The sequence below is a fragment of the Actinomadura sp. 9N215 genome (genome assembly GCF_044326345.1).
In the GTDB taxonomy this organism is placed as follows: Bacteria; Actinomycetota; Actinomycetes; order Streptosporangiales; family Streptosporangiaceae; genus Spirillospora.
Window position 1 is genome coordinate 321,568 of the sequence record NZ_JBIRBA010000005.1, and the last position, 23,642, is coordinate 345,209.

The 23,642-nt window shown below is 76.9% G+C and carries 21 protein-coding genes; 13 read left to right on the forward strand and 8 right to left on the reverse strand.

Annotated features, from left to right (window positions below; translation table 11 throughout):
* Positions 1 to 9: 9 nt before the first annotated feature.
* The 3 genes from ACH34T_RS11685 to ACH34T_RS11695 all read right to left on the reverse strand — a co-directional run bounded on the left by ACH34T_RS11685 (position 10) and on the right by ACH34T_RS11695 (position 2,912).
* A complete protein-coding gene (locus tag ACH34T_RS11685; protein WP_395992050.1) occupies positions 10 to 1,263 on the reverse strand; it encodes an isochorismate synthase MenF in 1,254 nt (417 codons plus the stop codon).
* Between the two features lie 220 nt (positions 1,264 to 1,483).
* Complete coding sequence (locus ACH34T_RS11690; protein ID WP_395992051.1) at positions 1,484 to 2,074, reverse strand: biotin transporter BioY; 591 nt, start codon at positions 2,072 to 2,074, stop codon at positions 1,484 to 1,486.
* A gap of 142 nt (positions 2,075 to 2,216) precedes the next feature.
* Positions 2,217 to 2,912, reverse strand: coding sequence for a spermidine synthase (locus ACH34T_RS11695; RefSeq protein ID WP_395992052.1), 696 nt, complete (start codon positions 2,910 to 2,912; stop codon positions 2,217 to 2,219).
* Between the two features lie 118 nt (positions 2,913 to 3,030).
* Here ACH34T_RS11695 and ACH34T_RS11700 point away from each other — a divergent pair, with 118 nt between their 5' ends.
* Positions 3,031 to 3,993: a S1C family serine protease gene (locus ACH34T_RS11700; RefSeq protein ID WP_395992053.1), complete on the forward strand. Its 963-nt coding sequence runs from the start codon at positions 3,031 to 3,033 to the stop codon at positions 3,991 to 3,993.
* Positions 3,994 to 4,015: 22 nt separating this feature from the next.
* Here ACH34T_RS11700 and ACH34T_RS11705 read toward each other — a convergent pair whose 3' ends face one another.
* A complete protein-coding gene (locus ACH34T_RS11705) occupies positions 4,016 to 4,960 on the reverse strand; it encodes a GlxA family transcriptional regulator (protein ID WP_395992139.1) in 945 nt (314 codons plus the stop codon).
* A 160-nt stretch (positions 4,961 to 5,120) separates the two neighbouring features.
* On the opposite strand from ACH34T_RS11705, the gene ACH34T_RS11710 reads away from it, so the two are divergent.
* Positions 5,121 to 5,912 (forward strand): NAD(P)H-dependent oxidoreductase, encoded by a 792-nt coding sequence (locus tag ACH34T_RS11710; protein ID WP_395992054.1) that lies wholly within the window; start codon positions 5,121 to 5,123, stop codon positions 5,910 to 5,912.
* Between the two features lie 105 nt (positions 5,913 to 6,017).
* Here ACH34T_RS11710 and ACH34T_RS11715 read toward each other — a convergent pair whose 3' ends face one another.
* Positions 6,018 to 7,043: an Rv2578c family radical SAM protein gene (locus tag ACH34T_RS11715; protein ID WP_395992055.1), complete on the reverse strand. Its 1,026-nt coding sequence runs from the start codon at positions 7,041 to 7,043 to the stop codon at positions 6,018 to 6,020.
* Positions 7,044 to 7,208: 165 nt separating this feature from the next.
* On the opposite strand from ACH34T_RS11715, the gene ACH34T_RS11720 reads away from it, so the two are divergent.
* The 3 genes from ACH34T_RS11720 (at position 7,209) to ACH34T_RS11730 (ending at position 10,247) form a co-directional block, all read left to right on the forward strand.
* Complete coding sequence (locus tag ACH34T_RS11720) at positions 7,209 to 8,849, forward strand: family 10 glycosylhydrolase (protein ID WP_395992056.1); 1,641 nt, start codon at positions 7,209 to 7,211, stop codon at positions 8,847 to 8,849.
* Positions 8,850 to 8,901: 52 nt separating this feature from the next.
* On the forward strand, positions 8,902 to 9,099 hold the full coding sequence (locus tag ACH34T_RS11725) for a DUF3040 domain-containing protein (protein ID WP_131969916.1): 198 nt from the start codon (positions 8,902 to 8,904) through the stop codon (positions 9,097 to 9,099).
* Positions 9,100 to 9,623: 524 nt separating this feature from the next.
* Entirely contained in the window at positions 9,624 to 10,247 is a 624-nt protein-coding gene (locus tag ACH34T_RS11730) for an ATP-binding protein (protein WP_395992057.1), read from the forward strand.
* A 128-nt stretch (positions 10,248 to 10,375) separates the two neighbouring features.
* Here the strand turns inward: ACH34T_RS11730 and ACH34T_RS11735 are convergent, their stop codons facing one another.
* Positions 10,376 to 11,536 carry a helix-turn-helix transcriptional regulator gene (locus tag ACH34T_RS11735; protein WP_395992058.1) on the reverse strand — a complete coding sequence of 387 codons (1,161 nt, stop codon included), beginning with the start codon at positions 11,534 to 11,536 and terminating at the stop codon, positions 10,376 to 10,378.
* 201 nt (positions 11,537 to 11,737) lie between these two features.
* Complete coding sequence (locus tag ACH34T_RS11740) at positions 11,738 to 14,605, reverse strand: hypothetical protein (protein WP_395992059.1); 2,868 nt, start codon at positions 14,603 to 14,605, stop codon at positions 11,738 to 11,740.
* A gap of 272 nt (positions 14,606 to 14,877) precedes the next feature.
* On the opposite strand from ACH34T_RS11740, the gene ACH34T_RS11745 reads away from it, so the two are divergent.
* From ACH34T_RS11745 to ACH34T_RS11770, 6 genes are all read left to right on the forward strand, one after another.
* Positions 14,878 to 15,957, forward strand: a complete 1,080-nt coding sequence (locus ACH34T_RS11745; RefSeq protein ID WP_395992060.1) for an EamA family transporter — start codon at positions 14,878 to 14,880, stop codon at positions 15,955 to 15,957.
* Positions 15,958 to 16,103: 146 nt separating this feature from the next.
* A complete protein-coding gene (locus ACH34T_RS11750) occupies positions 16,104 to 17,459 on the forward strand; it encodes a hypothetical protein (RefSeq protein WP_395992061.1) in 1,356 nt (451 codons plus the stop codon).
* A gap of 91 nt (positions 17,460 to 17,550) precedes the next feature.
* Complete coding sequence (locus ACH34T_RS11755) at positions 17,551 to 18,552, forward strand: ARPP-1 family domain-containing protein (RefSeq protein ID WP_395992062.1); 1,002 nt, start codon at positions 17,551 to 17,553, stop codon at positions 18,550 to 18,552.
* Between the two features lie 268 nt (positions 18,553 to 18,820).
* Complete coding sequence (gene dapB, locus ACH34T_RS11760) at positions 18,821 to 19,633, forward strand: 4-hydroxy-tetrahydrodipicolinate reductase (protein ID WP_395992063.1); 813 nt, start codon at positions 18,821 to 18,823, stop codon at positions 19,631 to 19,633.
* Positions 19,634 to 19,771: 138 nt separating this feature from the next.
* The gene (locus ACH34T_RS11765; RefSeq protein ID WP_395992064.1) at positions 19,772 to 20,368 is read left to right on the forward strand and encodes a TetR/AcrR family transcriptional regulator; all 597 of its coding nucleotides are present in this window, start codon (positions 19,772 to 19,774) and stop codon (positions 20,366 to 20,368) included.
* A gap of 93 nt (positions 20,369 to 20,461) precedes the next feature.
* Positions 20,462 to 20,857 (forward strand): YybH family protein, encoded by a 396-nt coding sequence (locus ACH34T_RS11770; RefSeq protein WP_395992065.1) that lies wholly within the window; start codon positions 20,462 to 20,464, stop codon positions 20,855 to 20,857.
* Here ACH34T_RS11770 and ACH34T_RS11775 read toward each other — a convergent pair.
* Positions 20,854 to 22,014 (reverse strand): alkene reductase, encoded by a 1,161-nt coding sequence (locus ACH34T_RS11775; RefSeq protein ID WP_395992066.1) that lies wholly within the window; start codon positions 22,012 to 22,014, stop codon positions 20,854 to 20,856. The two genes, ACH34T_RS11770 and ACH34T_RS11775, sit on opposite strands and share 4 nt — an antisense overlap.
* Before the next feature lie 72 nt (positions 22,015 to 22,086).
* On the opposite strand from ACH34T_RS11775, the gene ACH34T_RS11780 reads away from it, so the two are divergent.
* Positions 22,087 to 22,959, forward strand: coding sequence for a sigma-70 family RNA polymerase sigma factor (locus ACH34T_RS11780; RefSeq protein ID WP_395992067.1), 873 nt, complete (start codon positions 22,087 to 22,089; stop codon positions 22,957 to 22,959).
* A gap of 97 nt (positions 22,960 to 23,056) precedes the next feature.
* Entirely contained in the window at positions 23,057 to 23,626 is a 570-nt protein-coding gene (locus tag ACH34T_RS11785) for a YdeI family protein (RefSeq protein ID WP_395992068.1), read from the forward strand.
* Positions 23,627 to 23,642 lie beyond the last annotated feature (16 nt).

Consider the following 23,642-nt stretch of genomic DNA (forward strand, 5'->3'; position numbering starts at 1 on the left):
CTCAGGGGATCAGCCGTGCGGGCCGTCGCGGCCTTGGAGGGCGTAGCGCATGACGCGGAATTTGGTGCGGGCCTCGGCGAGTTCGGCGTCGGGGTCGGAGTCGGCGACGATGCCGCAGCCGGCGAAGAGGCGGGCGCGGGTGCCGTCGAGGTCGGCGCAGCGCAGGGCGATGCCCCATTCGCCGTCGCCGCGGGCGTCGACCCAGCCGACGGGGCCGGCGTAGCGGCCGCGGTCCATGCCTTCGAGTTCGCGGATGAGGTCGAGGGCGGTGTCGGTGGGAGTGCCGCAGACGGCGGGGGGGGGGTGGGGGGGGGCGACGACGTCGAGGACGGAGCGGTGGGCGGCGAGGCGTCCGCGGACGGGTGAGGCGAGGTGGGTGAGGTTGGGGAGGGTGAGGAGTTCGGGCTGGTCGGGGACGGTGAGTTCGGCGCAGAGGGGGGTGAGGGCGTCGCGGACCATGTCGGCGGCGTAGCGGTGTTCTTCGCGGTCTTTGGCGGAGGTGAACAGGCGGGCGGCGCGGTCGTGGTCGTCGGCGGGGCCGGTGCCGCGGGCGGTGGTGCCGGCGAGGACGAGGGATTCGATGTGGTCGCCGGTGCGGCGGATGAGGAGTTCGGGGGTGGCGCCGACCATGCCGGCGCAGGAGAAGGTGTAGCAGCCGGGGTAGCGGTGGGCGAGGCGGTGGAGGAGGACGCGGGCGTCGATGGGGGCGTCGGCGCGGACGGTGAGGTCGCGGGCGAGGACGGCTTTGCCGAGGCGGCCGTGCTTGATGCGGTCGACGGCGGCGGCGACGGCGTCCTTCCAGGCGTGTTCGGGGAGGGCGCCCTGGGACCAGCGCAGGCCGGTGGGTGTGTGGGGCGGGGTGGTGAGGGTGAGGGGGTCGGTGTCGTCGCCGATGGTGGTGAGCCATGCGGTGCCGTCGCGGCGGCCGAGGATGCGGCGGGGGACGATGAGGACGGAGTCGGGGGATTTGGGGTCGAAGCCGAAGGAGCCGAAGGCGACGGGGCCGGTGCCGGGGGCGGTGACGGGGTCGTCGACGGCGGCGTTGCCGAACAGGTCGCGGAGGAGGCGGGCGGCGGCGGTGAAGCGGTCAGGGCCGCCGGGGAGGGTGAGGCGGGCGGCCTCGCCCCAGCCGACGATGCCGTCGCCGTGGCGGATCCAGGCGAGGGCGGCGGGGTGGGGGAGCCGTGCGATGAGGTCGCCCGGGTCGGGGACCGGGACGGTGCGGACGGACAGTTGGTCCGGTGCGGTCACGGCGAGCTTCACGCGATCCACTGTACGACAGATTTGAACCTGTTCAAACGGGCGGGGGCGGGGTGCGCGGTGAGGTGTGCGCCACATTCGCGGGGGCGCCGGGCCGGTGGTGGCCGGTGTGTGGACGATGCCCGTCCGTCCGGGCCCTATGCGTGGGGCGGCCGGACGGCGGGACGGCCGGACGGACGGGTGTGGGCGGCGTGCGGAGCGGGCGCGAGGGGTGCGGTGGGTGTCAGCGGTCGCGGGCGGCGCCGGTGAATTTCCACGCGGCCGGCAGCAGCGCGGCGGCGAGCAGCACTTTCAGGGCGTCGCCGGCCAGGAACGGCGTCAGGCCGAGATCGACGGCGCGGGCGAGGTCCACGTCCAGGGAGGCCATGAGGTAGGGGACGCCCGCCGCGTACATGATGGCCGTGCCGGCGAGCATGGTCGCGGCGGTGCGGGCGGGGGTGCGGTCGGCGCCGCGCTGTGTCATCGCGCCGACGGCGGCCGCGGCGGCCACGAACCCGATGACGTAGCCGAGGGTGGGCACGCCGGTGCCGGACTCGCCGTCGGTGAACCACGGCATGCCCGCGATCCCCGCGGCGAGGTAGAGCAGCATGCCGAGGGCGGCGCGGCCGGGGCCGAGCGCGGCGCCGGCGAGCAGGACGGCGAAGGTCTGGCCGGTCACCGGGACGGGGGTGCCGGGCAGCGGGATCGCGATCTGCGCGGCGAGGCCGGTGAGCGCGGCGGCGCCGGCGACGAGGGCGGCGTCGCGGGCGAGGGCGCCGGGCAGCAGGTCGCCCAGGACGGCGGGGCGCCGCCGGGCTGCGTGGGCAGTGGCCACGGTTCCTCCCAAACGTGTGGTGTCAGGTCGAAACCTAGCGAACGTGCCTTACACCGCGGACGCGCGGGTCGCCTGCCGGACGGGTCGCCGGCCAGACGTGTCGCCGGCGGGGCGTGGGCGCCGGCCGGGCGGGGGATGTCGCTCAGCTGCCGGTGACGGGCTCGCGTGCGAGGTAGATGACGTCGGGTTCGCCGCGCGGGACCGGCACCGGTCGTGTCCGCACGTGCGCGAACCGGCTCCGTAGCAGCGCCTCGAACGCGGGGGCGGCGTTGGCGCTCCACACCGCGAGGGTTCCGCGGGGGGTGAGGCGGGCGGCGAGCAGGTCCAGGCCGGTGGGGGCGTAGAGGCGGGCGTTGCCGGGGGTGACGGTCCAGTCGGGGCCGTTGTCGATGTCGAGGCACAGCGCGTCGAAGCGTCCGTCCGGGGCGGGCGGCGGGGCGGTGAGGACGTCGAGGAGGTCGGTGTTCTCGACGGTGACGCGGGGGTCGTCCAGCGCGTCCCGCGACCAGGGCCGCAGGACGGTGCGGTGCCAGGCGATGACGGCGGGTTCGCGTTCGACGACGGTGACGTGCGCGACGTCGGGGAGGGCGAGGGCCTCGGCGAGGGAGAACCCGACGCCGAGCCCGCCGATGAGCAGCCGCGCGGGGCCCTCGTGTCCGTCGAGGGCGGCGCGGACCAGGAGCCGTTCGGACTCGCCGTTGCGGGTGTCCATGAGGAACACGCCGTTGCTGATGATCTCGTAGTGGGCGCCGGCGCGGCGCAGCACCAGTTCGCCGCCGACGCCGGCGGCGCGTTCGACCACGGCCGGTTCGGCGGTCGTCCCCGCGGCGGTGTCCATGCCCCGCACCCTACGGCGTCGCGCGGCGGGGGGCCCTGGCCGCGGCGGCCCGTCGCGCGGGAACACCCCTTCCCCGCTCGTCGTTACCGTGTAACGATGTAATCATCCTGGAGGTGCGATGGTCTCCAACCCCCACGACGACGCGCCGCTGGACGCCTACTCGCGTGTCGTGTCCGCCGTCGCCCGGGAGCTCACCCCGCGGGTCGCGGCGCTGCGCGTCCGGCACCGGCGCGGGGAGGGCGCCGGGTCCGCGGTCGTGTTCACCGGCGACGGGTTCCTGCTCACCAACGCCCATGTGATCGGCGGCGCGTCCGGTGGGCAGGCGGCGTTCGCCGACGGCGCGACCGCGCCGTTCACCGTCGTCGGCACGGACGCGCTGTCGGACCTGGCCGTCGTCCGCGCCGACGGGCCCGTCCCCGAGCCGGTGACGCTCGGCGACAGCGACGCGCTGGTCGTCGGGCAGCTCGTCGTCGCGGTCGGCAACCCGCTCGGGCTGTCCGGGTCGGTGACGGCGGGGGTGGTGTCGGCGCTGGGCAGGTCGCTGCCGACGTCGCAGCCGACGCGCACCGGCACCGTGGTCCGCGTGATCGAGGACGTCATCCAGACCGACGCCGCCCTCAACCCGGGCAATTCCGGCGGCGCGCTCGCCGATTCCCGCGGCCGGGTCGTCGGCGTCAACACGGCCGTCGCCGGGATGGGGCTCGGCCTGGCGGTGCCGATCAACGCCACGACGCGGCGGATCATCGGCGCGCTGATCCGCGACGGGCGGGTGCGGCGCGCGTTCCTCGGGCTGGTCGCCGCGCCGGTGCCGGTCCCGGCGGCGCTGCGGGCCCGCGTCGGGCAGGACGCGGCGCTGCGCGTCGCGGAGGTCGTGCCCGGCAGTCCCGCGGATCGGGCGGGGTTGCGCCGGGGCGACCTGGTCCTGACCGCGGGCGGCGCGGCGGTGTCGACGGCGCAGTCGCTGCAGCGGCTGATGTTCGCCGAGGCGATCGGGCGTCCGCTGGCCATCACGGTGCTGCGCAACGGCGCCATGGTCGACGTGATCGCCGCGCCCGTCGAGCTGGACGCCGAACACGCCTGATCCCCCCGCCCCGGGGCGGGGGTCAGCGGCCGCGGAAGGTGGCGCGGTAGGCGGTGGGCGGGACGCCGACCGCCGCCTGCAGGTGCTGGCGCAGCGAGGCCGCCGTGCCGAACCCGGCGCGTTCGGCGACCCGGTCGACCGGCAGGTCGGTCTCCTCCAGCAGCCGCCGCGCCCGCTCGACCCGCTGGGCGGTCAGCCACACCTGCGGCGACACGCCGGTCTCCTGGCGGAAGCGGCGGGTGAACGTCCGCACGCTCATCGACGCGCGGGCCGCCATGTCCGCCAGGGTGACGGGCCGGTCCAGGTGCCGCAGCGTCCACGCCCGCGCCGGGCCGGTGGACGCGCGCCGCGGCTCGGGCACCGGCCGTGCGATGAACTGGGCCTGGCCGCCGTCGCGGTGCGGCGGGACCACCGTGCGGCGCGCTACGTCGCCGGCGACCGCGGCGCCGTGGTCGCGGCGGATCAGGTGCAGGCACAGGTCGATGCCGGCCGCCTCCCCGGCGGAGGTCAGCACGTTCCCCTCGTCGGTGTAGAGGACGGCCGGGTCCACCCGCACCGAGGGGAACATCGCGGCGAACCGGTCGCACGACAGCCAGTGCGTCGTGGCGCGGCGCCCGTCCAGCAGGCCCGCCGCCGCCAGCACGAACGCGCCCGTGCAGATCGACGCGACCCGCGCGCCCCGCCCGATCGCGGCCGCCAGCGCCGCCGGGACGGGGCCGTCGCCCGGGCGGGTCTCGTCCAGCGTGTGGGACGCGGGCACGATCACCGTGTCCGCCGCGGCGACCGCGTCGAGGCCGTGGGCGACCGTCACGGCGAAGTCGGCGTCGGTCGCGACCCGTCCCGGCTCGACCGCGCACGACACCACCTCGTACAGCGGGGCGCCGCCGGACGAGCGCGCCTGCCCGAACAGCTGGTGGACCAGGCCCAGCTCCAGCGGCAGGACACCGTCGCGGACCAGCACCGCCACCCGGTGCCTCCCGTCGATCACGGCCCGATCCTTGCACATCTCGGCCGACCGGCCACTCGTGGACGGCCCCGCGCCCCGGCAGCATCGGACACGGCACCCGACACCGCACACGATTCCGCACCCGATACGGCACCGGATTCCGCACTGGAAGGGAAGCCTCATGAACGTCCTGTGGGTCTTCGCGCACCCCGAGGGCCGCTCGCTGGGCGGCGCGCTGCGCGACCGCGGCGCCGCCACCCTGGCGGGCCTGGGCCACCGCGTCCGCCACTCCGACCTGTACGCGATGGGCTGGAACCCGGTCGTCGGCCCCGGCGACTTCGGCCACGACCCACTCGACCGCCTCATCGTCGGGGCCGCGTCCGAGCGCGCGTACGCCGCCGGTGACCTGGCCCCCGACATCCGCGCCGAACAGGACAAGATCGCCTGGGCGGACGCGCTGGTCGTGCAGTTCCCGCTGTGGTGGTTCGGGATGCCCGCCATCCTCAAGGGCTGGTTCGACCGCGTCTTCGTGCAGGGGTTCGCGTTCGGCGTCACCGACGGCGGCGGCCGCACGCTGCGCTACGGCGCCGGCGGCCTGTCCGGGCGGCGCGCCCTGGTCGTCACCACCGCCGGCGCCCGCCCCACCGGCCTCGGGCCGCGCGGCGTCCACGGCGACGCCGAGGACGTCCTGTTCCCCCTGCTGCACGGCACCCTGTTCTACACGGGCATGGACGTCCTGCCGCCGCTGGTCGTCGGCGGCGCCGACCGTGCCGCGCCCGCCGACGCCGACGCCGCGGCGACCGCGCTCGACGAGCGGCTGCGGGCCCTGCCCACCGCCGCGCCCATCCCGTACCGGACCGAGCTGGGCGGCGACTACGACGACGACCTCGTCCTGCGGCCCGGCCTGGCCCCGGGCCGCACCGGCCTCACCGTCCACCGCGCCGACCCCGCCCACCGCGCAGGCGCCGCCTGACCCCCGCCCGCCGGCCCCCCGGGGGCGCTCGGGCGGCGGGCAGGGCGGGCGCGTGTGAAGGGTCTCGCGTTCCCGGCGGTGACCCCCGTACCGCCGGGAGCGGGTTCAGAGCAGGGACAGCTGCCGCGGCGGCTCGGGAGGCGGCGCGGCAGCCGCTCCGGCCGGGGCGGGACGGTGCGTCGCGCGGTCGCCGATGCCGTACCGGGCCGCCAGGTCGCGGACCTGCCGTGACAGCTCCTCCTGGTAGTCGCGCGGCGCGTAGGCGCCCGACCCGTACAGGCGCGCGTAGGGGACGATCAGCTCCGGGTGGTGCGCGCGCAGCCACGCCATGAACCATTCGCGGGCGCCGGGACGCAGGTGCAGCGTGATCGCCGACACCCAGGTCGCGCCCGCCGCCGCGATCTGGCGGACGGCGGCGTCCAGCTGCGCGGGGGAGTCCGACAGGCAGGGGATGACCGGGCCCATCAGGACGCCGCAGCCGATGCCCGCCTCGTTCAGCGCCGCGCACACCGCCAGCCGGCGGCGCGGCGGCGGGGTGCCGGGCTCGGCCAGCCGCCACAGGCCGGCGTCGACCGACCCGACCGACACCGCGGCGCTGACCGCCGTGCGCTCGGCCGCCTCCCGCAGGAGCGGCAGGTCCCGCAGGATCAGCGACCCCTTGGTCAGGATCGAGAACGGGTTGGCGGCGTCGCGCAGCGCGGCGAGGATCCCCGGCATCAGCCGGTAGCGGCCCTCGGCGCGCTGGTAGCAGTCGACGTTGGCGCCCATCGCGATGTGCTCGCCCCGCCACCGCGGCGCGGCCAGCTCCGCCCGGACCCGCTCGGCCGCGTTCACCTTCACCACGATCCGCGAGTCGAAGTCCGCGCCCGCGTTCAGGTCGAGATATTCGTGAGATTTCCTGGCATAGCAGTAAACGCATGCGTGGGAGCAGCCCCGGTAGGGGTTGATCGTCCAGCGGAACGGCATCCGGGACGCGGCGGGGAGCTTGTTCACGACCGTCCTGGCGTGGACCTCGTAGAAGGTCATGCCGCGGAACTCCGGGGTGTCGAACGTGCGCGTCACCGCCCGCCGCTCGATCAGCGGCGGCTCCGGGCCCGGGTCGCCGTCCAGCCGCAGATGGTCCCAGCGCACACCCGGCCCCCATTTCGAACGTCTGAGCGATGAACCTCCGGCCAGTATGGAACGTATGTTCGAAGATCGCAACGCGGGGGCGGGGCGAAACGGGACGGTCGGGCATCACACGGGCATTCGCGTTCCGTACGCAGCATCGCAACGGGTGCGTAACAATGGGCCGCTATGGCATCGCGATCGAGGATCCGGACGGCGGCGGCGGCCCTGCTGGCGGCGGGCGCGCTGGCCGGCTGCGGCATCCCCGCGCTCGGCGGCGAGGGCGGGGACGACGGCGGCGGGCCCGTCCCCACCGGCGCCAAGGCCGAGTGCCCGCGCGTCGACCCGCCCGGCGGCGACGACCGGACGCGGCAGCTGCGCGGCATGTGGATCGCCACCGTCGCCGGCATCGACTGGCCCAAGGACACCGCCGACCCCGCCGCCGAGCAGCGCACGCAGTTCACCCGGCTCCTCGACACCGCCGCCGCGATGAACATGAACGCGGTGTTCGTGCAGATCCGCCCCAACTCCGACGCGTTCTACCCCTCCCCGTACGAGCCGTGGTCGCAGTGGATCACCGGCACGCAGGGCAGGGACCCCGGCTACGACGTCCTCGCCTTCATGATCAAGGAGGCGCACGCCCGGAACCTGGAGTTCCACGCCTGGTTCAACCCCTACCGCGTGTCCCGCCAGGACGACCTGAAGAAGCTGTCGCCCAAGAGCCCCGCCCGCCAGCACCCCGACTGGGTCCGCAAGTACGGGACCGGCCTGTGGTACGACCCGGGCCTCCCGCAGGTCCGCGACCTCGCCACCCGCGCCGTCATGGACGTCGTCGGCAAGTACGACATCGACGCCGTCCACTTCGACGACTACTTCTACCCCTACCCCGAGGGCGGCGAGTTCCCCGACCAGGCCACCTACAAGGCCCACGGCCGCGGCATGGACAAGGGCGACTGGCGCCGCAAGAACGTCGACACGCTCGTCGAGTCCCTGTCCGGCAGGATCCACGACGCCAAGCCGTGGGTGCGGTTCGGCATCAGCCCGTTCGGCGTGTGGCGCAACAAGAGCACCGACCCCGAAGGGTCGGCCACCCGCGCCCTGCAGAGCTACGACGACATCTACGCCGACACCCGCACCTGGATCAGGAAGGGCTGGGTCGACTACGTCACCCCCCAGCTGTACTGGCCGATCGGCGACCCCCGCGCCGACTACGCCGAACTCGCCCGCTGGTGGGCCGACCAGGTCAAGGGCACCGACGTGCAGCTCACCATCGGGCAGGGCGCCTACCGCGTCGGCAAGGACGCCGCCTGGAAGGACCCCGCCGAGCTGTCGAAGCACCTCACCCTCAACGCCAGGCACCCGAAGATCCGCGGCGACGTGTTCTTCAGCGCCTCCGACGTCGCCGCCGACCGCCGCGGGTTCGCCGCCCGCCTGCGCGAGGACCACTACGCCCGCCCCGCCGTCCCGCCCGTCCCCGCCGGGCGCGGCGGGAAGGCGCCGCCGCCCGTCCAGGACACCGCCGCCACGCCCGCCCCCGGCGGCGACGGCGCCAAGGGCGCCCAGGCAGGCGCGGGGGTCAAGGGCGTGAAGGTCACCTGGCGGGCGTCGGAGGGCGCCGCCTCCTACGCCGTCTACCGGGTGGACGGCAAACGCCCCGGCTGCGCGCCCGTCGACCCCAAGCGCCTCATCGCCGACGTCCGCGGCGGCGGCATCGTCGACCCCGCCGCCAAGCCCGGCCGCACCTACACCTACTACGTCACCGCCCTGGACCGCCTCCACCACCAGAGCGCCCCCGGGCGCGGGGCAACCGTCACCACGCCCCAGGGATAATGATCATGCTCCGCGGGGAGGAATCCAGACACCTGACCCCCGGAGGTAGAGCATGGCGCTGTCGATGGAGGAGCAGCGGATCCTCACACAGATCGAGGTCCGCCTGAGCGAGGACGAACCGCGGCTGGCCCATCGCCTCGCACGGCTCGGCGCGCCCCGCCGCCGGGCCCGCACCGTCGTCCTCGCCGCGGCCGCCGTCATCATCGTCCTCGCCGCGATCGGCGCCGCGATCGCCGCGGCCGTACTGTGACGCCGCCGTAGCACCGCCCGCGCGCCCCGACCCCGCCCGCGGACGCGCGAACGCCGATGCCCCGGCGAGGACGTCCTCGCCGGGGCATCGGCGTTCAAGCCGGTGTGGTGGTCGCCTCACGGCGAAAGGCACAACGAAGCTCCAGCCCGGACCGCATGGGACCGGCGGTATTCCCCGAAGGCGTCAGGTAGAGCCCGGGGGACACATGCCACACCGACCCGTCCACTGTAACGGCTCCCCGCCGGTGCTCCCCAACCGCGTCCCCGAGTGTGCCGATCACCTCACCCCCGGGTGACGCTTGCCTGCACCCGTGCACCCCGCCCGCGCGCGACGCGTCCCCGACTATGACCGAACACGCGGGAAGCCGGGAACGCGGCCGCCGCCGGCGCGGGGACCGCCGGCCCGCGCCGCGACCCGTCCCCGGCCGGACATCGCCACCGGGACGCGGCCGGGGACAGCCGCACCGGCGCGCACCGGCACAAACCGCACCGGCACGACGCACCGGCACGACAGGAGACACGACAGTGACCACCACGGGGACCGGAACCAGGCGGCCCGCCGGCACAGCCGCCGACCGCCCAGTCGCGACAGGCGGCGCAGGCGGCCGTCGGGACGGCCGGACCGACACCGGAGACCACGACACGGACAGCACGGACGGCGCGGGGGCGGGGGCGGACGCCGGGGCGGGGGCCGCGGCGTGGGACCTGGCCGCCGGACCGGCCGCCGCGTCCCGCGCACGCGTCCTCACCCGGCGCGCCCTGCGGGAATGGAACGTCACCGACCCCGGCGACGTCGACGACGTCGTCCTCATCGTCGACGAGCTCGTCACCAACGCCGTCGTGCACGGCGCCGGGCCCGTCCGCCTCGCCCTGCGCGTGCACGGCGACCGCGTCGACGGCGAAGTCCGCGACGCCGCGCCCGCCGACCCGCCCGGCTCGGACGGCCCGCCCGGGCCGCTGACCGGCGCCGAGCCCGCCGAGCCGCGCGTGCTGGACTGGTCCGAGGCCGGCCGCGGCCTGCTCCTGGTCGCCGCGCTCGCCACCGGCTACGGCGCCCGGCCCGAACCGTCCGGGAAGACCGTCTGGTTCACCCGCCGCCTCACCACCGGCGCCGCCGCCCCCGACCACGACGACGGCCGCCCCGCCTGACCCGCAGCGGCGCGCGGCGAGTGGCGCGGGGTGGGACGGCGCGCGGTCAGCGGCCCGGGCCGGTTCTCCGAGCCGGGCAGGACGGACGAACCGGGCGGGACGGACAAGCCGGGCGGGGCGGGGCGCGGTCAGGCCTGCAGGGGGCAGCGGTCCACGACCCAGACCTCCTCGTCGTCCCCGGACGGGGGCGGCGGCGGCTCGTCGGTCAGCCGGTCCAGATGCCACTCGATGTGCGCCAGCGGCCCCCGCCAGCCCGCCAGCAGATCGGCCAGCGGACGCGGCGGACCCGGCGGGCCGTAGGGCCGCGGGTCGGGCAGCTCCGCCTCCCACAGCGCGTCGTCGCAGCCCGCCGCCCAGTGCGCCACCGACTCCAGGACCTCCTCCAGGTCACGGGCCAGCTCGCCCAGCGACCGCAGCGCCATCGCGTCCTGGATCATCCGCTCCCGCGCGTCGTAGGGCAGCTCCCGGTCGAACCCGTCGGGGAACCGCGGGCGGCGCCCCGCCAGCACCGGCTCCTCACCGGTCGCCGCCGACCGGACCGCCGCCGCCTGCCACCGCGTCCACTCCGCCAGATGCCCCAGCACCCCCCGCAGCGCCGCCGCCCCCGAGCCCCGTCCCGAGCCCCGGGCCCGGCCGGAGCCGGTCGGGACGACCTCCGCGGCCGCGTCCCGCAGCCGGGACCGCACGTACTCCAGCCGGTCGAGCGTCCACGCACGCGCCCGCGCCGCGCCCGCCGGGCCGCGCGGGCCCGTCCGGCCGGGCGCCAGGGCCGGAGGACGCGGCATCGGCACCCGCAGCGCCGCCAGCAGCGCGTCCAGATCGCGGACCTCGCCGCCGCGGCCCGACAGGAACGCCGCGCCGATCCGGTCGAGCCGGAACATCCGCGGCCCGTCGCGCATCCGGCACCACCCCACCAGGTACTCGGCGTAGGGGGCGATGACCAGGCCGTGCGCCTCCACGTCGCGGAAGCTGCGCGCCCCCGACTGGTCGGTGTAGGCCAGCCGCACGATCCGGCGGGTGCGGACGGCCTCGGCCAGCGTGTCGCGCACCGGGCCGACCAGCGACCCCGCCTCGGTCAGCGGCGCCGGGTCCGGCGCGGCGGGCAGCGCGGCGCCGCGGCCCTTCTCCGTCCGCACCGGCAGCCCGCCGTGCGTCAGCAGCTCCAGGTCACGGCGGACGGTCCGCTCGCTGACGCGCAGCCGCGCGGCGAGCGCGGCCGGATCCAGCGGCTCGGGGGACGCCGTGCGGAGCTCGGCGACGAGCGCCAGCAGCCGGTCTACGCGATCCACACCCCCCATCCTGACCACGCCCACCGACATTTTCGCCGCGCGCCAGGGACCCAAATCCCTTACGGGCAAGGCGAATCGGGCCCTCAAGGAACCCGGGGAGCCCGGGGAACCCAAGGGCCGGAGCGGGCACGGAACGGCCGGGGCACGGCGGGCGGGGCACGGCGGGCGGGCAGGCGGGGTGCGGCGCGCGGGTGCGGTGGGTCAGCGGCCTGACAGTTCCGCGGCCAGGCCCTCGAAGTCGGCGGCCGTCAGCGACAGCGCGCTGCCGATCGCCTGCGTCGCCTCCGCGCTGCCCAGATGCCGGGTCGCCGCCCGGTCCAGGTAGGCCTCGACGAGCCGCGCGCCGGTCAGCCGCCCGCGCGGACGCAGCGTCCCCACGTCGCGGTTCACCACCGTCCAGGCGTCCGAGCCCAGCCGCAGCCGCCGCTCCTCGGCCAGCAGCCCCACCAGCGCCGACCGCGCCGCCGCGTCGGACAGGTCGGGGAGCCGCACCGCCCGCAGGTCGGTCACCAGCTCCGGCGACGCCGCCGACAGCTCACCGACCCGGTCCGGCTCGCACGTGCCCAGCAGCGCGGTGTCGTTGACGCCCTCCAGCCGCGCCCGGTACAGCACCGACGCGTACGCCGGGCCCTGCGCCTCGTCCAGGATCAGGCCGTCCAGGCCGTCCAGCAGCAGGACGTGCCCCGCGTGCTCCTCCAGCGCGGCGCGCAGCCCGTCGGGGCCGTGCTCGCGCAGGTCCTCGGCGTGGGCGCTGTGGACCTGCCCGCTGGAGGCCTCCACCTCCGCCAGCGCCGCCGCGACCATCCGCGCCAGCCGCCGCTGCCCGCTGGAGGGCGCCCCGATCAGCAGCAGCGCCGGCGCCGACGCGCTGGACACCTCCTGCCCGCGCAGCCGCCGCGCCCACTTGCCGCGCCGCCGCACCTCGGTCACGGCGCGTTCGATGTCGTCGGCGCCGCACAGGAACCGGATCCCGTACGCCTCGGCGACCTGCGGGCTGCGCTCCCGGGCGGGCGCGGGACGCAGCGGAGGCGGCGGCTCGGACACCGGCGCCGGCGGCGGCGGCAGGTCGGCCTGCGGGACGGACTCCCGCGCCGCCGCGGCAGGCGGCTCCGAAGCGGCGGGCGGGGACGGGGGCGGCGGGGCGTCCGCGCCGGGCCAGGCGGGGCCCGGGTCGAGCTGGGTCTTGAACGCGTCGGTGTCCAGCTGCGTCTCCTGCGGCTCGGCCGGCCACACCGGCTCGGCCGGCGCCGCGGACGGCGCGGGCCCGGCGGCGGGAAGCGGGGGCGGCGTGTCGGCCGTCGTCACCTCCGGGCGCCGCGGCTGCGGCCACCCCGGCGGCTCGTCCACCGGACGAGGCGACTCGGGAACCGGCGCAGCCGGGGCGGCAGGAGGCGGGGGAGGGGTCGCCCGCGTCGGCGGGGCCTCCGCGCCGAACGGGCCCGGCGGCTCGGGCGGCGCCGCGGGCGGCTGCGCCGGGACGGGCGGCTGGGGCTGGACGGGAGGCGCGGACGGCGGCGGCACCGGAGCGGCGGCCGGCGGCGGCGCGGGCGCCACCGCGGGCGGCGGGCCCGGCGCGTCCTTCGCCGGCTCGGGCACCGGCGCGACCGGCTGGTCGCCGCCGGCGCGCTCGGCCGCCAGATGCTCGCGGGCGGCCTTGATGATGTCCCACGCCGACAGCTCGTCGGTGGACGGCGGCGTGTGCATCGCCGGGGACGTCAGCTCCGCCGCGACCGCCTGCGGCACCACGAACCCCGTCGCCGGCGGCGGGACCTGCGCCAGCCGGCACCACGTCAGCCCGAGCGTGTAGGTGGTGGCCAGCAGCGCGGCTAGCGCGTCGGGGTCGTCGCTGCGCAGCGCGTCCGGGAGGCGCCCGTCGCGCGGCCACAGCGACCGCAGCGGGTTGGCGGGGTCGCTCAGGACGGCCTGCAGCGTCCGGGCGCTGTCGGCGTCCAGCCAGCGCTGCAGCGCCGGCAGCGCGCCCGGCGCGGCCTGCAGGTCGGCGGCCAGCACCGCGATCCCGGCGCGGCGGACCTCGTCGTGCCCGCGGCCCGGCGCGGCCGGGCGGGGCCCGGTCAGCGCGGCGACGACCTGCTGCAGGTCGTACAGGGCCAGCCGCAGGTACTCGCCGGGCGCGGTGTCGCGGACCATCGGCGTCGCGAACTCCGCCGGGCAGCGGCGCCGCCACTCCTGCACGATCGCGTCCGGCCCGTACCGGACGGTCGCCAGGTCCTGGTTGACCAGCCGCAGCGACGCCGCCGTGATCGCCGCGAGCGCGTCCGCGCCGGGACGGAACCGCGGGTCGGCCTGCAGGCCGGCCGCGACCTCGTACATCACGCGGGCGACGTGGGCGGCGCCGCCGCCGTCGCCGGCGCCGAGCCGGTGCACGTAGTAGCCGGCCAGGGTGCCGAGGTCGGGCGGCATCATCCAGTGCAGCTGCTCGGCCGAGGTGGTCAGGAACGGGATGAACGACTCGATCAGCGGGTGCTCGGTCAGCGCCACCGGCGACCCCGCGCACCACAGCAGCGCGCCCCACGCCGCCGCGACGGTGGAGGGCGTGCCGGGCTGGAACATCGGGTCGCGCTGCACGAACTGCTGCGGGTTGACCGCCAGCGCCGTGGTGAGCGCCTGGGAGATCCGCGCCACGACCGCGGTGTCGGGGACGGGCCCGAGGAACCCCAGCGGCGCGACCCGCCCGGCCGACAGGTCGGGGCCGGTGGGGAACAGCTGCGGCGGGACGGGCGGCGTCCCGGCGCCCTGCGGCGCGGGGACGGCGACGCGGCGGTCGTCGAACCCGGCGGGCGGCGGGCAGGGATGCCAGGTGCCGTCCAGGCCGCACCGGTACCAGCGGCCCCACGCCCCGTACAGCCACCACTCGCCGTGGCCCCACAGCATCCGCGCGGCGATCTGGGCGGCGCGGTCGGCGGGCGGGGCGGTCTGCCACCAGGGGGAGGCGACCAGCTCGCGGACGTTGCCCTCGACGGACGCGAACAGGTCCCCGCTGGGGCCGCCTCCGGTGCCGCCGGTTCCTCCGGTTCCGCCGGGCCCCGCCCCGGCCGCCTGCCAGCTCATCCGGCGATAGTAGTGCCCGGGAGTGACCGCCCGGCGGCGCCCCGCACCAATCACCCCTTTCACCTCGATCAGCGCGGAACGCCGCGAAACGTCCGCGCGGCCGCTGTCGGCCGCCGGCATGTAAGGAGTGTCATGTAAGGAGTGTTATGGCATGATGCTCCTTAGCTCGCGGGGTCGCGGGCGGCGCGACGGCGCGGACGGCCGAGGCGACGAACGGTCGGCGGCACGTCCGGCAACGCGGTCGGCGACACTCCCGGCGGAGCGAGGTGGCGATGGACGGGACGACGCGTAACCGAGCCTGGGGCCTGGGCCTGGCGGTGTTCTCCTCGATCTGTTTCGGGGCGTCCGGGCCGTTCGGCAAGGCGCTCATCGAGGCGGGCCTCGGCCCGCTGGAGGCGGTGTGGCTGCGGATCGCGACCGCGGCGCTGGTCCTGGCGCCGCTCGCGCTGATGCTGCGGGGCCGCGCCGCGGTCCGCGGCCTGCGCCCCCACCTGGGGCCCCTCGTCGTCTACGGGGTGATGGGCGTCGCCGGGTGCCAGGCGCTCTACTTCGTCGCCGCGTCCCGGCTGCCGGTCGGCGTGGCGATCCTGCTGGAGTTCAGCGGACCCGTCATCGTGCTGGCGTGGCTGCGGCTGGTCCGCGGCGTCCCCGTGCACCGCACCGCCGTCGCCGGCGTCGCGGTCGCCATGGCCGGGCTGACGCTGGTCGTCCAGATCTGGACGGGCCTGAGCCTCGACCCGCTCGGCCTGGCCGCCGGGCTCGGCGCCGCCGCCTGCCAGGCCGGCTACTTCCTCACCGTCGACCGCCTCACCGGCAAGGTCGACCCGCTGGTCATCACCGCGTCCGGCAGCGTCATGGCCGTCGTTGCGCTCACCGCGTTCGCCGCGCCGTGGTCGCTGCCCTGGGACGTGCTGCCCGCGCAGGTCCCCATCGCCGGGCACGCCGCGCCCGGCTGGGCGCTGGTCGCCTGGATCGGCATCGTCAGCACCGTGCTGGCCTACCTCACCGGCGTCGCCGGGCTGCAGCGGCTGTCGGCGCAGGTCGGCGGCGCCATCTGCTACACCGAGGCGGTCGCCGCCGCGCTCATCGCCTGGGCCGTCCTCGGCGAGCGCCTCACCACCGCGCAGCTGCTCGGCGGCGCGATCGTGCTGACCGGCGCCTACATCGCCCAGCGCGCCGCCGTCCCCCGCCCGGACCTCACCGCCCCGCTCACCCCCGCCCCACCCGGAACCGTCCCGCCCGCGCCCGCCGGCGCGCTCGTCGAAAGCGCCTCCGCGCCGCCCGCCGGACCTCCGCCCGCCGGGCCGCTGCCCGCCGCGGCGGGGGAGCCCGCGGCCGCGGTCGGTCGCTGACCCGCCCCGGGGCGCCCGGTCCTACCCCGGGGACGGGGGGTGCGCAGGCAAGCGCCGGTGGAGGTGCAGGCCGCAGGCCGCCGGAAAATGAGTGTCGGGGCCGCGGTGAAGATTCCTACACTCCATGATTGCGGAGGCGAACAATCATGGACACCCCCACGCTCCTCACCCACCTGGAGACCCACGACACCGCCCTCACCCTGCCCAGGGGAGGCGCCCTGCGCTGGGACGACGCGGACCTGCACCGCCACGCCCACGCCAACGACGCCGAGGGCTACGCGCTGCTCGGCCTCGCGCCCGCCGCGCGGACCTGGCAGCGCGCCCGCGTGCTGCTGCAGATCCTCGCCGCCTCCCAGGCCCGCCTGGACGCCCGCGAACGCGCCACCGCGGCCCGCGTCGCCCGCGTGCTGAGCCTCGGACTGCCGCCCGCGCACGTCATCACCGTCCTGCTCGCGCTGCGGCGGCTGCGCGCCAACCACAAGCACACCACCCGCGCCGCGCTGCGGTTCGTCCTGGAGCACCCGGACGCCGACGCGCTCATCGCCGCGCGCCGCCCCGCCCTGCTCGACTGCTTCGAGCACGCCCTCGGCACCGCCACCGCACGCGGCTGCGCCCGCCGCATCGCCGCCGGCGAAACCGCCTCGGACTACCTGCGGCGACGCCTGCTGCGGTTCCTCACCGAGCCCGCCGCGGTGTCGGCCGCCGTACCCGCCCGCGTCCGCGCCCTCTACACCACCGACCACCAGGCCCGGCACACGGCGACGGCCGCGCTCGCCGGGCACGACCCCGTCCTGCCGCTGGACGCGGCCCGCGAACGGCCCGCGACGATCACCGCCACCAACCGCGGCGACATCGCCGCCACCCTCGTCCACCTGTACCGGGGCGGGCCCGCCGAGGAACTGTACGTCGCGCTCGGCCGCTGCGTCGGCGCCGCCGCGGCCGCGTTCCCCCGCTTCGACGGGACCGTCGCGCTCGTCCTGGACGCCTCGGCGTCCATGCGCGGCTACGGCGACCGCGAATGGGCCCTGCTGTCGCAGGCCGCCGCGCTGCGGATGGTGCTGTCGCAGGTCTGCGCCCGGCTGGAGGTCGTCGAGGTCGGCGGCGACGAGCGCGCCCCGCGCGGCGCGACCGACCTGGCCACCGGCGTCCTGGACGCCCTCGGCGCCGACCCCGACCTGGTCGCCGTCGTCTCCGACGGCTACGAGAACCTGTTCCCCGGCGACCTGGCCCGCGTCGTGGCGAGCCTGCCCCGCGCCGGCGTCGCCACCCCGGTCGTGTTCTGCCACGCCCTGTTCACCGGCAGCGACGACCTGCGGCCGCGGCGCCCCGCGCCGTCCCTGCCGCAGCGCGGGTTCTGGCACCAGGACGACTTCGCCGAGCTGCTGCCCTGGATGTTCGGGCACTGCCGGGCCGGCGCGCCGTGGCTGCGCGCCGCCCTGCACGCCCGCCTGGACGCCCTGGACCGGCAGGCCGACGGCCTCACCACCGGCCTCGCCGCCTGACCGCCCCGCGCCCCCGTCCGGTACCCCCGGGCCCCCGCCGGACCCCCGGCGGGGCGCCCCCGCCTGAACGACAAGGAGCAAGGAGCACCGCATGACACGGCTGACGGCGCTCGACACCCTCCTGCCCGGCCCCCTCAGCGTGGCCGGGCACCGCCTCGGCACCCCGCAGCAGGCCGGCGCGCTCACCATGGTCCCGATCTCCGGGCCCGCCCGCCCCGGCTTCGTCCCGCCGCGCAGCGGCCTCAAACTGTCCAGGGTCGCCGGATACGGGCGCGTCGAGCTCGCCAACGCCGCCGGCTCCGGCGTCGCGATCGTCCCGCTGCACATCGGCTACGTCCAGGACCGCGCGCAGAACCACGCCCTGTGCCGGTCGGCGTTCCTGGCCCCCGGGCAGCGCCTGCTGTTCGAGGACGCCTGCTGCGTCCAGCAGAGCCAGGGCGGCTACCTCGCCGGACGCGACCAGTGGTTCTTCGTCCTGCCGCTGGAACTGCGCGCCCGCGCCCTGGAACTGCGCGGCGTGCACGGCTACGGCAAGCTGTGGGACGACATCGCCGCCCTCAACGCCCGCCACGGGCTCGCGCCGCGCGGCCACCTGGAGCAGATCCTCTCGCGCGAGCGGCCGGTGCTGACCCGGTTCCAGTCCCGGCTGGAGCCCCTTCCCGGCCAGGTCGGCGCGCTGTTCTTCGTCGCCGGCCGGTTCGCCGGCCTGGAGATCGCGCCCGACCCCGCCTACTTCGCCGAGATGTGGGCCGCGCTGGCGTGCTTCGCCTACGGCGTCGCCGCCCGGCACGCCGAGCCCGCCCCCGACCCGCACGCCGACCCCTTCGACACCGACAGGCCGGGCGCACCGGACGGGGCGGCGGGCCTGGCCGGGCTGCGCGGCGCCCTGGAACGCGACCGCGCCGCCCGCCTCGCCGAGATCGCCGGATGGCTCGCCGACACCCCCGCCGGACCCGCCGACCTGCACGAGGAGGACCGCTACCCGCCCGCCGGACAGGGCCTGCGGCTGTCCACCGTCACCGCCCCGCACCTGGCCGGGCAGATCGTCACCGACGGCGACCGCACCGTCTACGCCTCCCTGTTCGCCCGCTGACCCCCCACCCCGCCACCCCCGGGACCGCCAACCCCGGGTCGGCCCCGCCAAAAAGGGGTTGCCCCGGGGGCGCGGCGCCCAGTTGAATCGGACCCGCGGGAACTGAGCCGGGCACGTCAGGCAGAACCCCGATTCCAGATCAGGGCCGCGCACGATGTTCGAGACGTCGTCTGAGCGATCACGAGCCTGACGCGGCGCCGGCCGCCTGTCCCGCCCCCGCCCCTTTCCCCGAGACCGCGGCCCCGCCGCGCCCCTACACTCTCCACACGTGATCAATGTCTGCTTCGCCGGAGTCACCGGCTGGACCGCGCCGCCGATCATCGCCGGGCTGGACGCGGCCGACGACCTGACCCTCACCGCCGGAGTGTCCCGGTCCGCCGCCGGGCGCGAGCTGTCCGACGCCACCGCCGCCCGCGGCCCCGGACGCGTCCACGCCACCGTCGCCGACGCGCTCGCCGACGCCCCCGTGGACGTCCTGGTCGACTACACCAGCGCCGACGCCGTCCGCGGCAACGTGTGGACCGCCGTCGACGCCGGCGTGCACGCCGTGATCGGCTCCAGCGGCCTGACCGCCGCCGACTACGCCGAACTCGACCGCCTCGCCCGCGACCGCGGCGCCGGAGTGATCGCGGCGGGCAACTTCTCGGTGATGGCCGCGATCCTGCTGCGCACCGCCACGATCGCCGCCCGCGAGCTGGACCACTGGGAGATCATCGACTACGCCGCCGCCACCAAACCCGACGTGCCCAGCGGAACCGCACGCGAACTCGCCGAGACCCTCGGCGCGCAGAACCCGGCGCCCCCGGCCGTCCCGCCGGAGCGGCTGCACGGCCCGCCCGAGGCCCGCGGCGCCGGCGTCGCCGGGACCCGCGTCCACTCCGTCCGGCTGCCCGGCTTCGTCGTCGCCACCGAGGTCGTCTTCGGCGGCGCCGGCGAACGCCTCACCCTGCGCCACGACCCCGGCCTCACCCCCGACCCCTACGCCGAGGGCACCCTGCTGGCGATCCGCCGCGTCGCCGACACCCCCGGCGTCCGCCGCGGCCTGGACACCCTGCTGTTCCCCGACGACACCCCCGGCTGACCCGCGCCCCGCCCGCCGCCGGGGCGAGCGCCGCGCGCCCGCGGCCCATCACCGCAGTACAGTGGGCAACCGCCCACCGCGCCGCCGCGCCGGGCCCGCCCGGGGGAGGGCCTCGGGGAGAAGGGGAAGGACGCCACAGTGCCGACCGGGGTGCACATCCGCGACGTGCGCGAGCAGCTGTTCGGCGCCGCCGAGCGCGTCCTGCTCCGGGACGGGCCGAGCGCGCTGACCAGCCGCGCCGTCACCGCCGAGGCGGGCTGCGCCAAGGGCGTCCTGCACCGGCACTTCGCCGACTTCGACGCCTTCCTCGCCGAGTTCGTCCTCGCCCGCGCCGACCGCATGGACGCCGAGGCCGCCGCCCTGCGCCGCAGCGCGGGGACCGGCACCGTCACCGGCAACCTCACCGGCGCGCTCACCGCCCTGTTCGAGTCCGCCGCCGTCGCGATCGTCGCGCTCGTCACCTTCCGCGACGAGCTGCGCGCCCGGCTGCGCCGCACCTGGCCCGCCGGCGTGCCCGTCCTGACCGAGGCCGCCGAGATGACCGCCCGCTACCTCGCCGCCGAACGCGACCTGGGCCGCCTGGCCGCCGACGCCGACGTCGACACGCTCGCGTTCATGCTGATCGGCGCCGGGCACATGCTGTTCGCCGACCGCACCGGCGCCCCGCCCGACGCCGGGACCGTCCGCGGCACGGTCACCGCCGTCCTCGCCGGCGCCCTGCCCCCCTCGCCATAAGGGCTCGTTATCGACGTCAGAAGAACCATCTCTTGGACTTCTCGCCCGGCGGTCGGCACGATGGGGGCAACGGCAACCGGACCAGGGGGAGACATGACGGAACACGAGAAGGCCATGCGGCCCGAGGACATCACCCGGCTGTTCGTCGAACGCTCCAACGCCGGCGACGCCGCGGGCGTCGCCGCGCTCTACGAACCCGACGCGGTGCTGGCCTACCCGCCCGGCTCCCAGACCGTCGGACGCGACGCGATCCGCGAACTCTGGGAACGGGTCCTGGCCGCCCGCCCCCGCTTCCAGCCCGAAGAACCCCTGCCGACCCTCGTCAGCGGCGACCTCGCCCTCACCTCCACCCCGCCCCGGGACGGGGCCGGCGCCCGCGCGCAGGTCGTGCGCCGCCAGCCCGACGGCAGCTGGCTGCGCGTCCTGGACCAGCCCGAGTTCGTCCCGCCACCCGGCCCCGACGGCCCCGACGGATCCGGCGGGGCCTAGCCGCCCGGCGGGGGCTGGTGGCCCGGCCAGATCGGGTAGTCGACGTAGCCGCGGGCGCCGCCGCCGTACCGGGAGCGGCCGTCGTCGGACGCCGGGTCCTGGCCCAGCGCGAACCGCCCGACCAGGTCGGGGTTGGCGATGAACAGCTCCGCGAACGACACCGCGTCGGCGATCCCGGCGTCCACCACCGCGTTGCCGGAGTCCCGGCCGAAGCCGTGGTTGACGATCAGCGGCCCGCCGAACAGCTTGCGGAACCGCGCGAACTCGTCGAAGTCGGGGACCGCGCCGGGACGCGCCGGCGCCCGCCCCCACAGGTGCAGGTAGGCCAGCGGCCGCCGGTCCAGCTCGGCGACCACCGCGTCGTACCCGGCGAGGGACTCCTCGTCGGCGGTGTAGGGGTAAGCGCCGCGGCCCGGTGAGCGGGCCGGTGAGGGGCGGTCGCGGGCCGTCCAGTACGGCGACAACCGCACCCCCACGCGGCGGCCGTCCCACGCCGCGGTCACCGCGTCGACGATCTCCAGCAGCAGCCGGCCCCGGTCGGCGCCGTAGCCGTCGCGGCGCCGGTTCAGCCGCGGGTTCAGGAACTGCGCGACCAGATACGTGCCGTTGGCCGCTACCTCCACCCCGTCGAACCCCGCGCGGCGCGCGTTCGCCGACGCCGCGCCGTAGTCGGCGACCGTCCCGGCGATCTCCGCGGCCGTCATCTCGCGCGGCGTGACCGTGTCCTTGGGCCCGCCGGGCGTGCGGCACACCTCGCCCGGATCGACCGGCGACGGCCCGGCGGGCAGCGCGCCGCCCAGAAGGTCGGGATGGGAATTGGCGCCGGCGTGCCACAACTGCAGCACGATCCGCCCGCCCAGCGCGTGCACCACGTCGGTGACCCGCCGCCACGCCGCGACCTGCCCCGCGCCGAAGACGCCCGGGACGTCGGGGAACCCGATCGCCCGCTCGCTCACCCACGCGCCCTCCGCGACGATCAGCCCGGCGGTGGCGCGCTGCCCGTAGTACGCGGCGTGCAGGTCCGTCGCCTCCCGGCCGGGCGCCCGCGCCCGCGTCATCGGCGCCATCACCACCCGGTTGGGCAGCCGCAGGTCACCGACCCGCACCGGCGTCAGCAGCGGCTGCCGCCCGCCGGTACCCTCGTCGTATCGGATCATCGGCCTGTCTCCCTGTCCCGCCGTCCATCGGATGCCACCCTGCAGACGGACAGCGACGAGGAAAGGTGACCGATGAGCGAGCACGGCGCACTGGCCGAGCGGTTCGAGGCGCACCGCGGGCAGCTGCGCGCGGTGGCGTACCGGATGCTGGGCTCGGCCGGCGAGGCGGACGACGCCGTCCAGGAGGCCTGGCTGCGGCTGGCCCGCACCGACCCCGCCCGGATCGACAGCCTGGAGGCGTGGCTGCGCACCGTGGTGTCCCGGCTGTGCCTGGACATGCTGCGCGCCCGCGCCGCCCGCCGCGAGGACCCCTACGGATGGCACGCGCCCGTCCAGGCCGCCGGCGGCGGCCCCGAGCACGAGGCCGAGCTCATCGACGACGTCGGCCGCGCGATGCTCGTCGTCCTCGACACCCTCGGCCCCGCCGAACGCGTCGCGTTCGTCCTGCACGACGTGTTCGCCGTCCCGTTCGAGGAGATCGCCGCCATCGTCGGCCGCACCCCCGGCACCGCCAAGAAGCTCGCCAGCCGCGCCCGGCACCGCGTCCGCGGCGCCGCCGCCGCGCCCGCCGCCGAACTCGCCCGGCAGCGCCGCGTCGTCGAGGCGTTCCTGGCCGCCGCCCGCGACGGCGACCTCGACGCGCTCCTCGCGATCCTGGACCCGGACGTCGTCCGCCGCGCCGACGCGGCCGTCCTGCCGCCCGGCCGCGCCCCCGTCGCCCGCGGCGCCGGCGCCGTCGCCCGCGAGATGCAGCGCTTCGGCGGCCGCGCCCGCTACGCCGGACCCGCCCTGGTCGACGGCCGCGCCGGCGCCGTCGTCGCCCCGCACGGCCGCCTCCTGCTGGCCATCGCGATCACCGTGCGGGACGGCCGCGTCGCCGAGTACGACCTGATCGCCGACCCCGCCCGGCTCCGCAGCCTCGACCTCGCCGTCCTCGACCGATGACCCCCAGGCCGCCCGGCCCGCCCGGCCCGCTCCGGGGACGGCGGGGCGCCGGGCCGGGGGGTTCCGCCGGGCGGGAGTGGTGGACGATGCTGGGGTGATGATGCACTTCGCGGACGCTGGCCAGTGGGAGGCGTGGCTCGCCGACCACCACGACACCGACGGCGGCGTCTGGCTGAAGATCGCCAAGAAGGGCGCCCCGGTCACCACCCTCACCATCAGGGAGGCGCTGGACGTCGCGCTGTGCTACGGCTGGATCGACAGCCAGCGCAAGTCCTACGACGAGCACTGCTACCTGCAGCGGTACTCGCGCCGCCGCAAGGGCAGCCCCTGGTCGCGGGTGAACGTCGACCGCGTCGCCGAACTGACCGCCGAAGGCCGCATGCGCCCCCCGGGCCTCGCCGAGGTCGCCGCCGCCCAGGCCGACGGCCGCTGGGACGCCGCCTACGCCGCGCAACGCGACGTCACCGTCCCCGACGACCTCGCCGAGGCGCTCGCCGCCCACCCCGGCGCCGCCGCCCGCTTCGACGCGCTCGACAAGACCCGCCGCTACCAGCTGATCCTGCCGCTGCTGAAGGCCCGCACCCCCGCCGGACGCGCCGCGCCCGCCTCGACCGCGCGATCGCCGCGCTTGTCGACGACCCACCCGGCTGACCGGCGCCGATCATGACTGTCGGGGCCCCGGC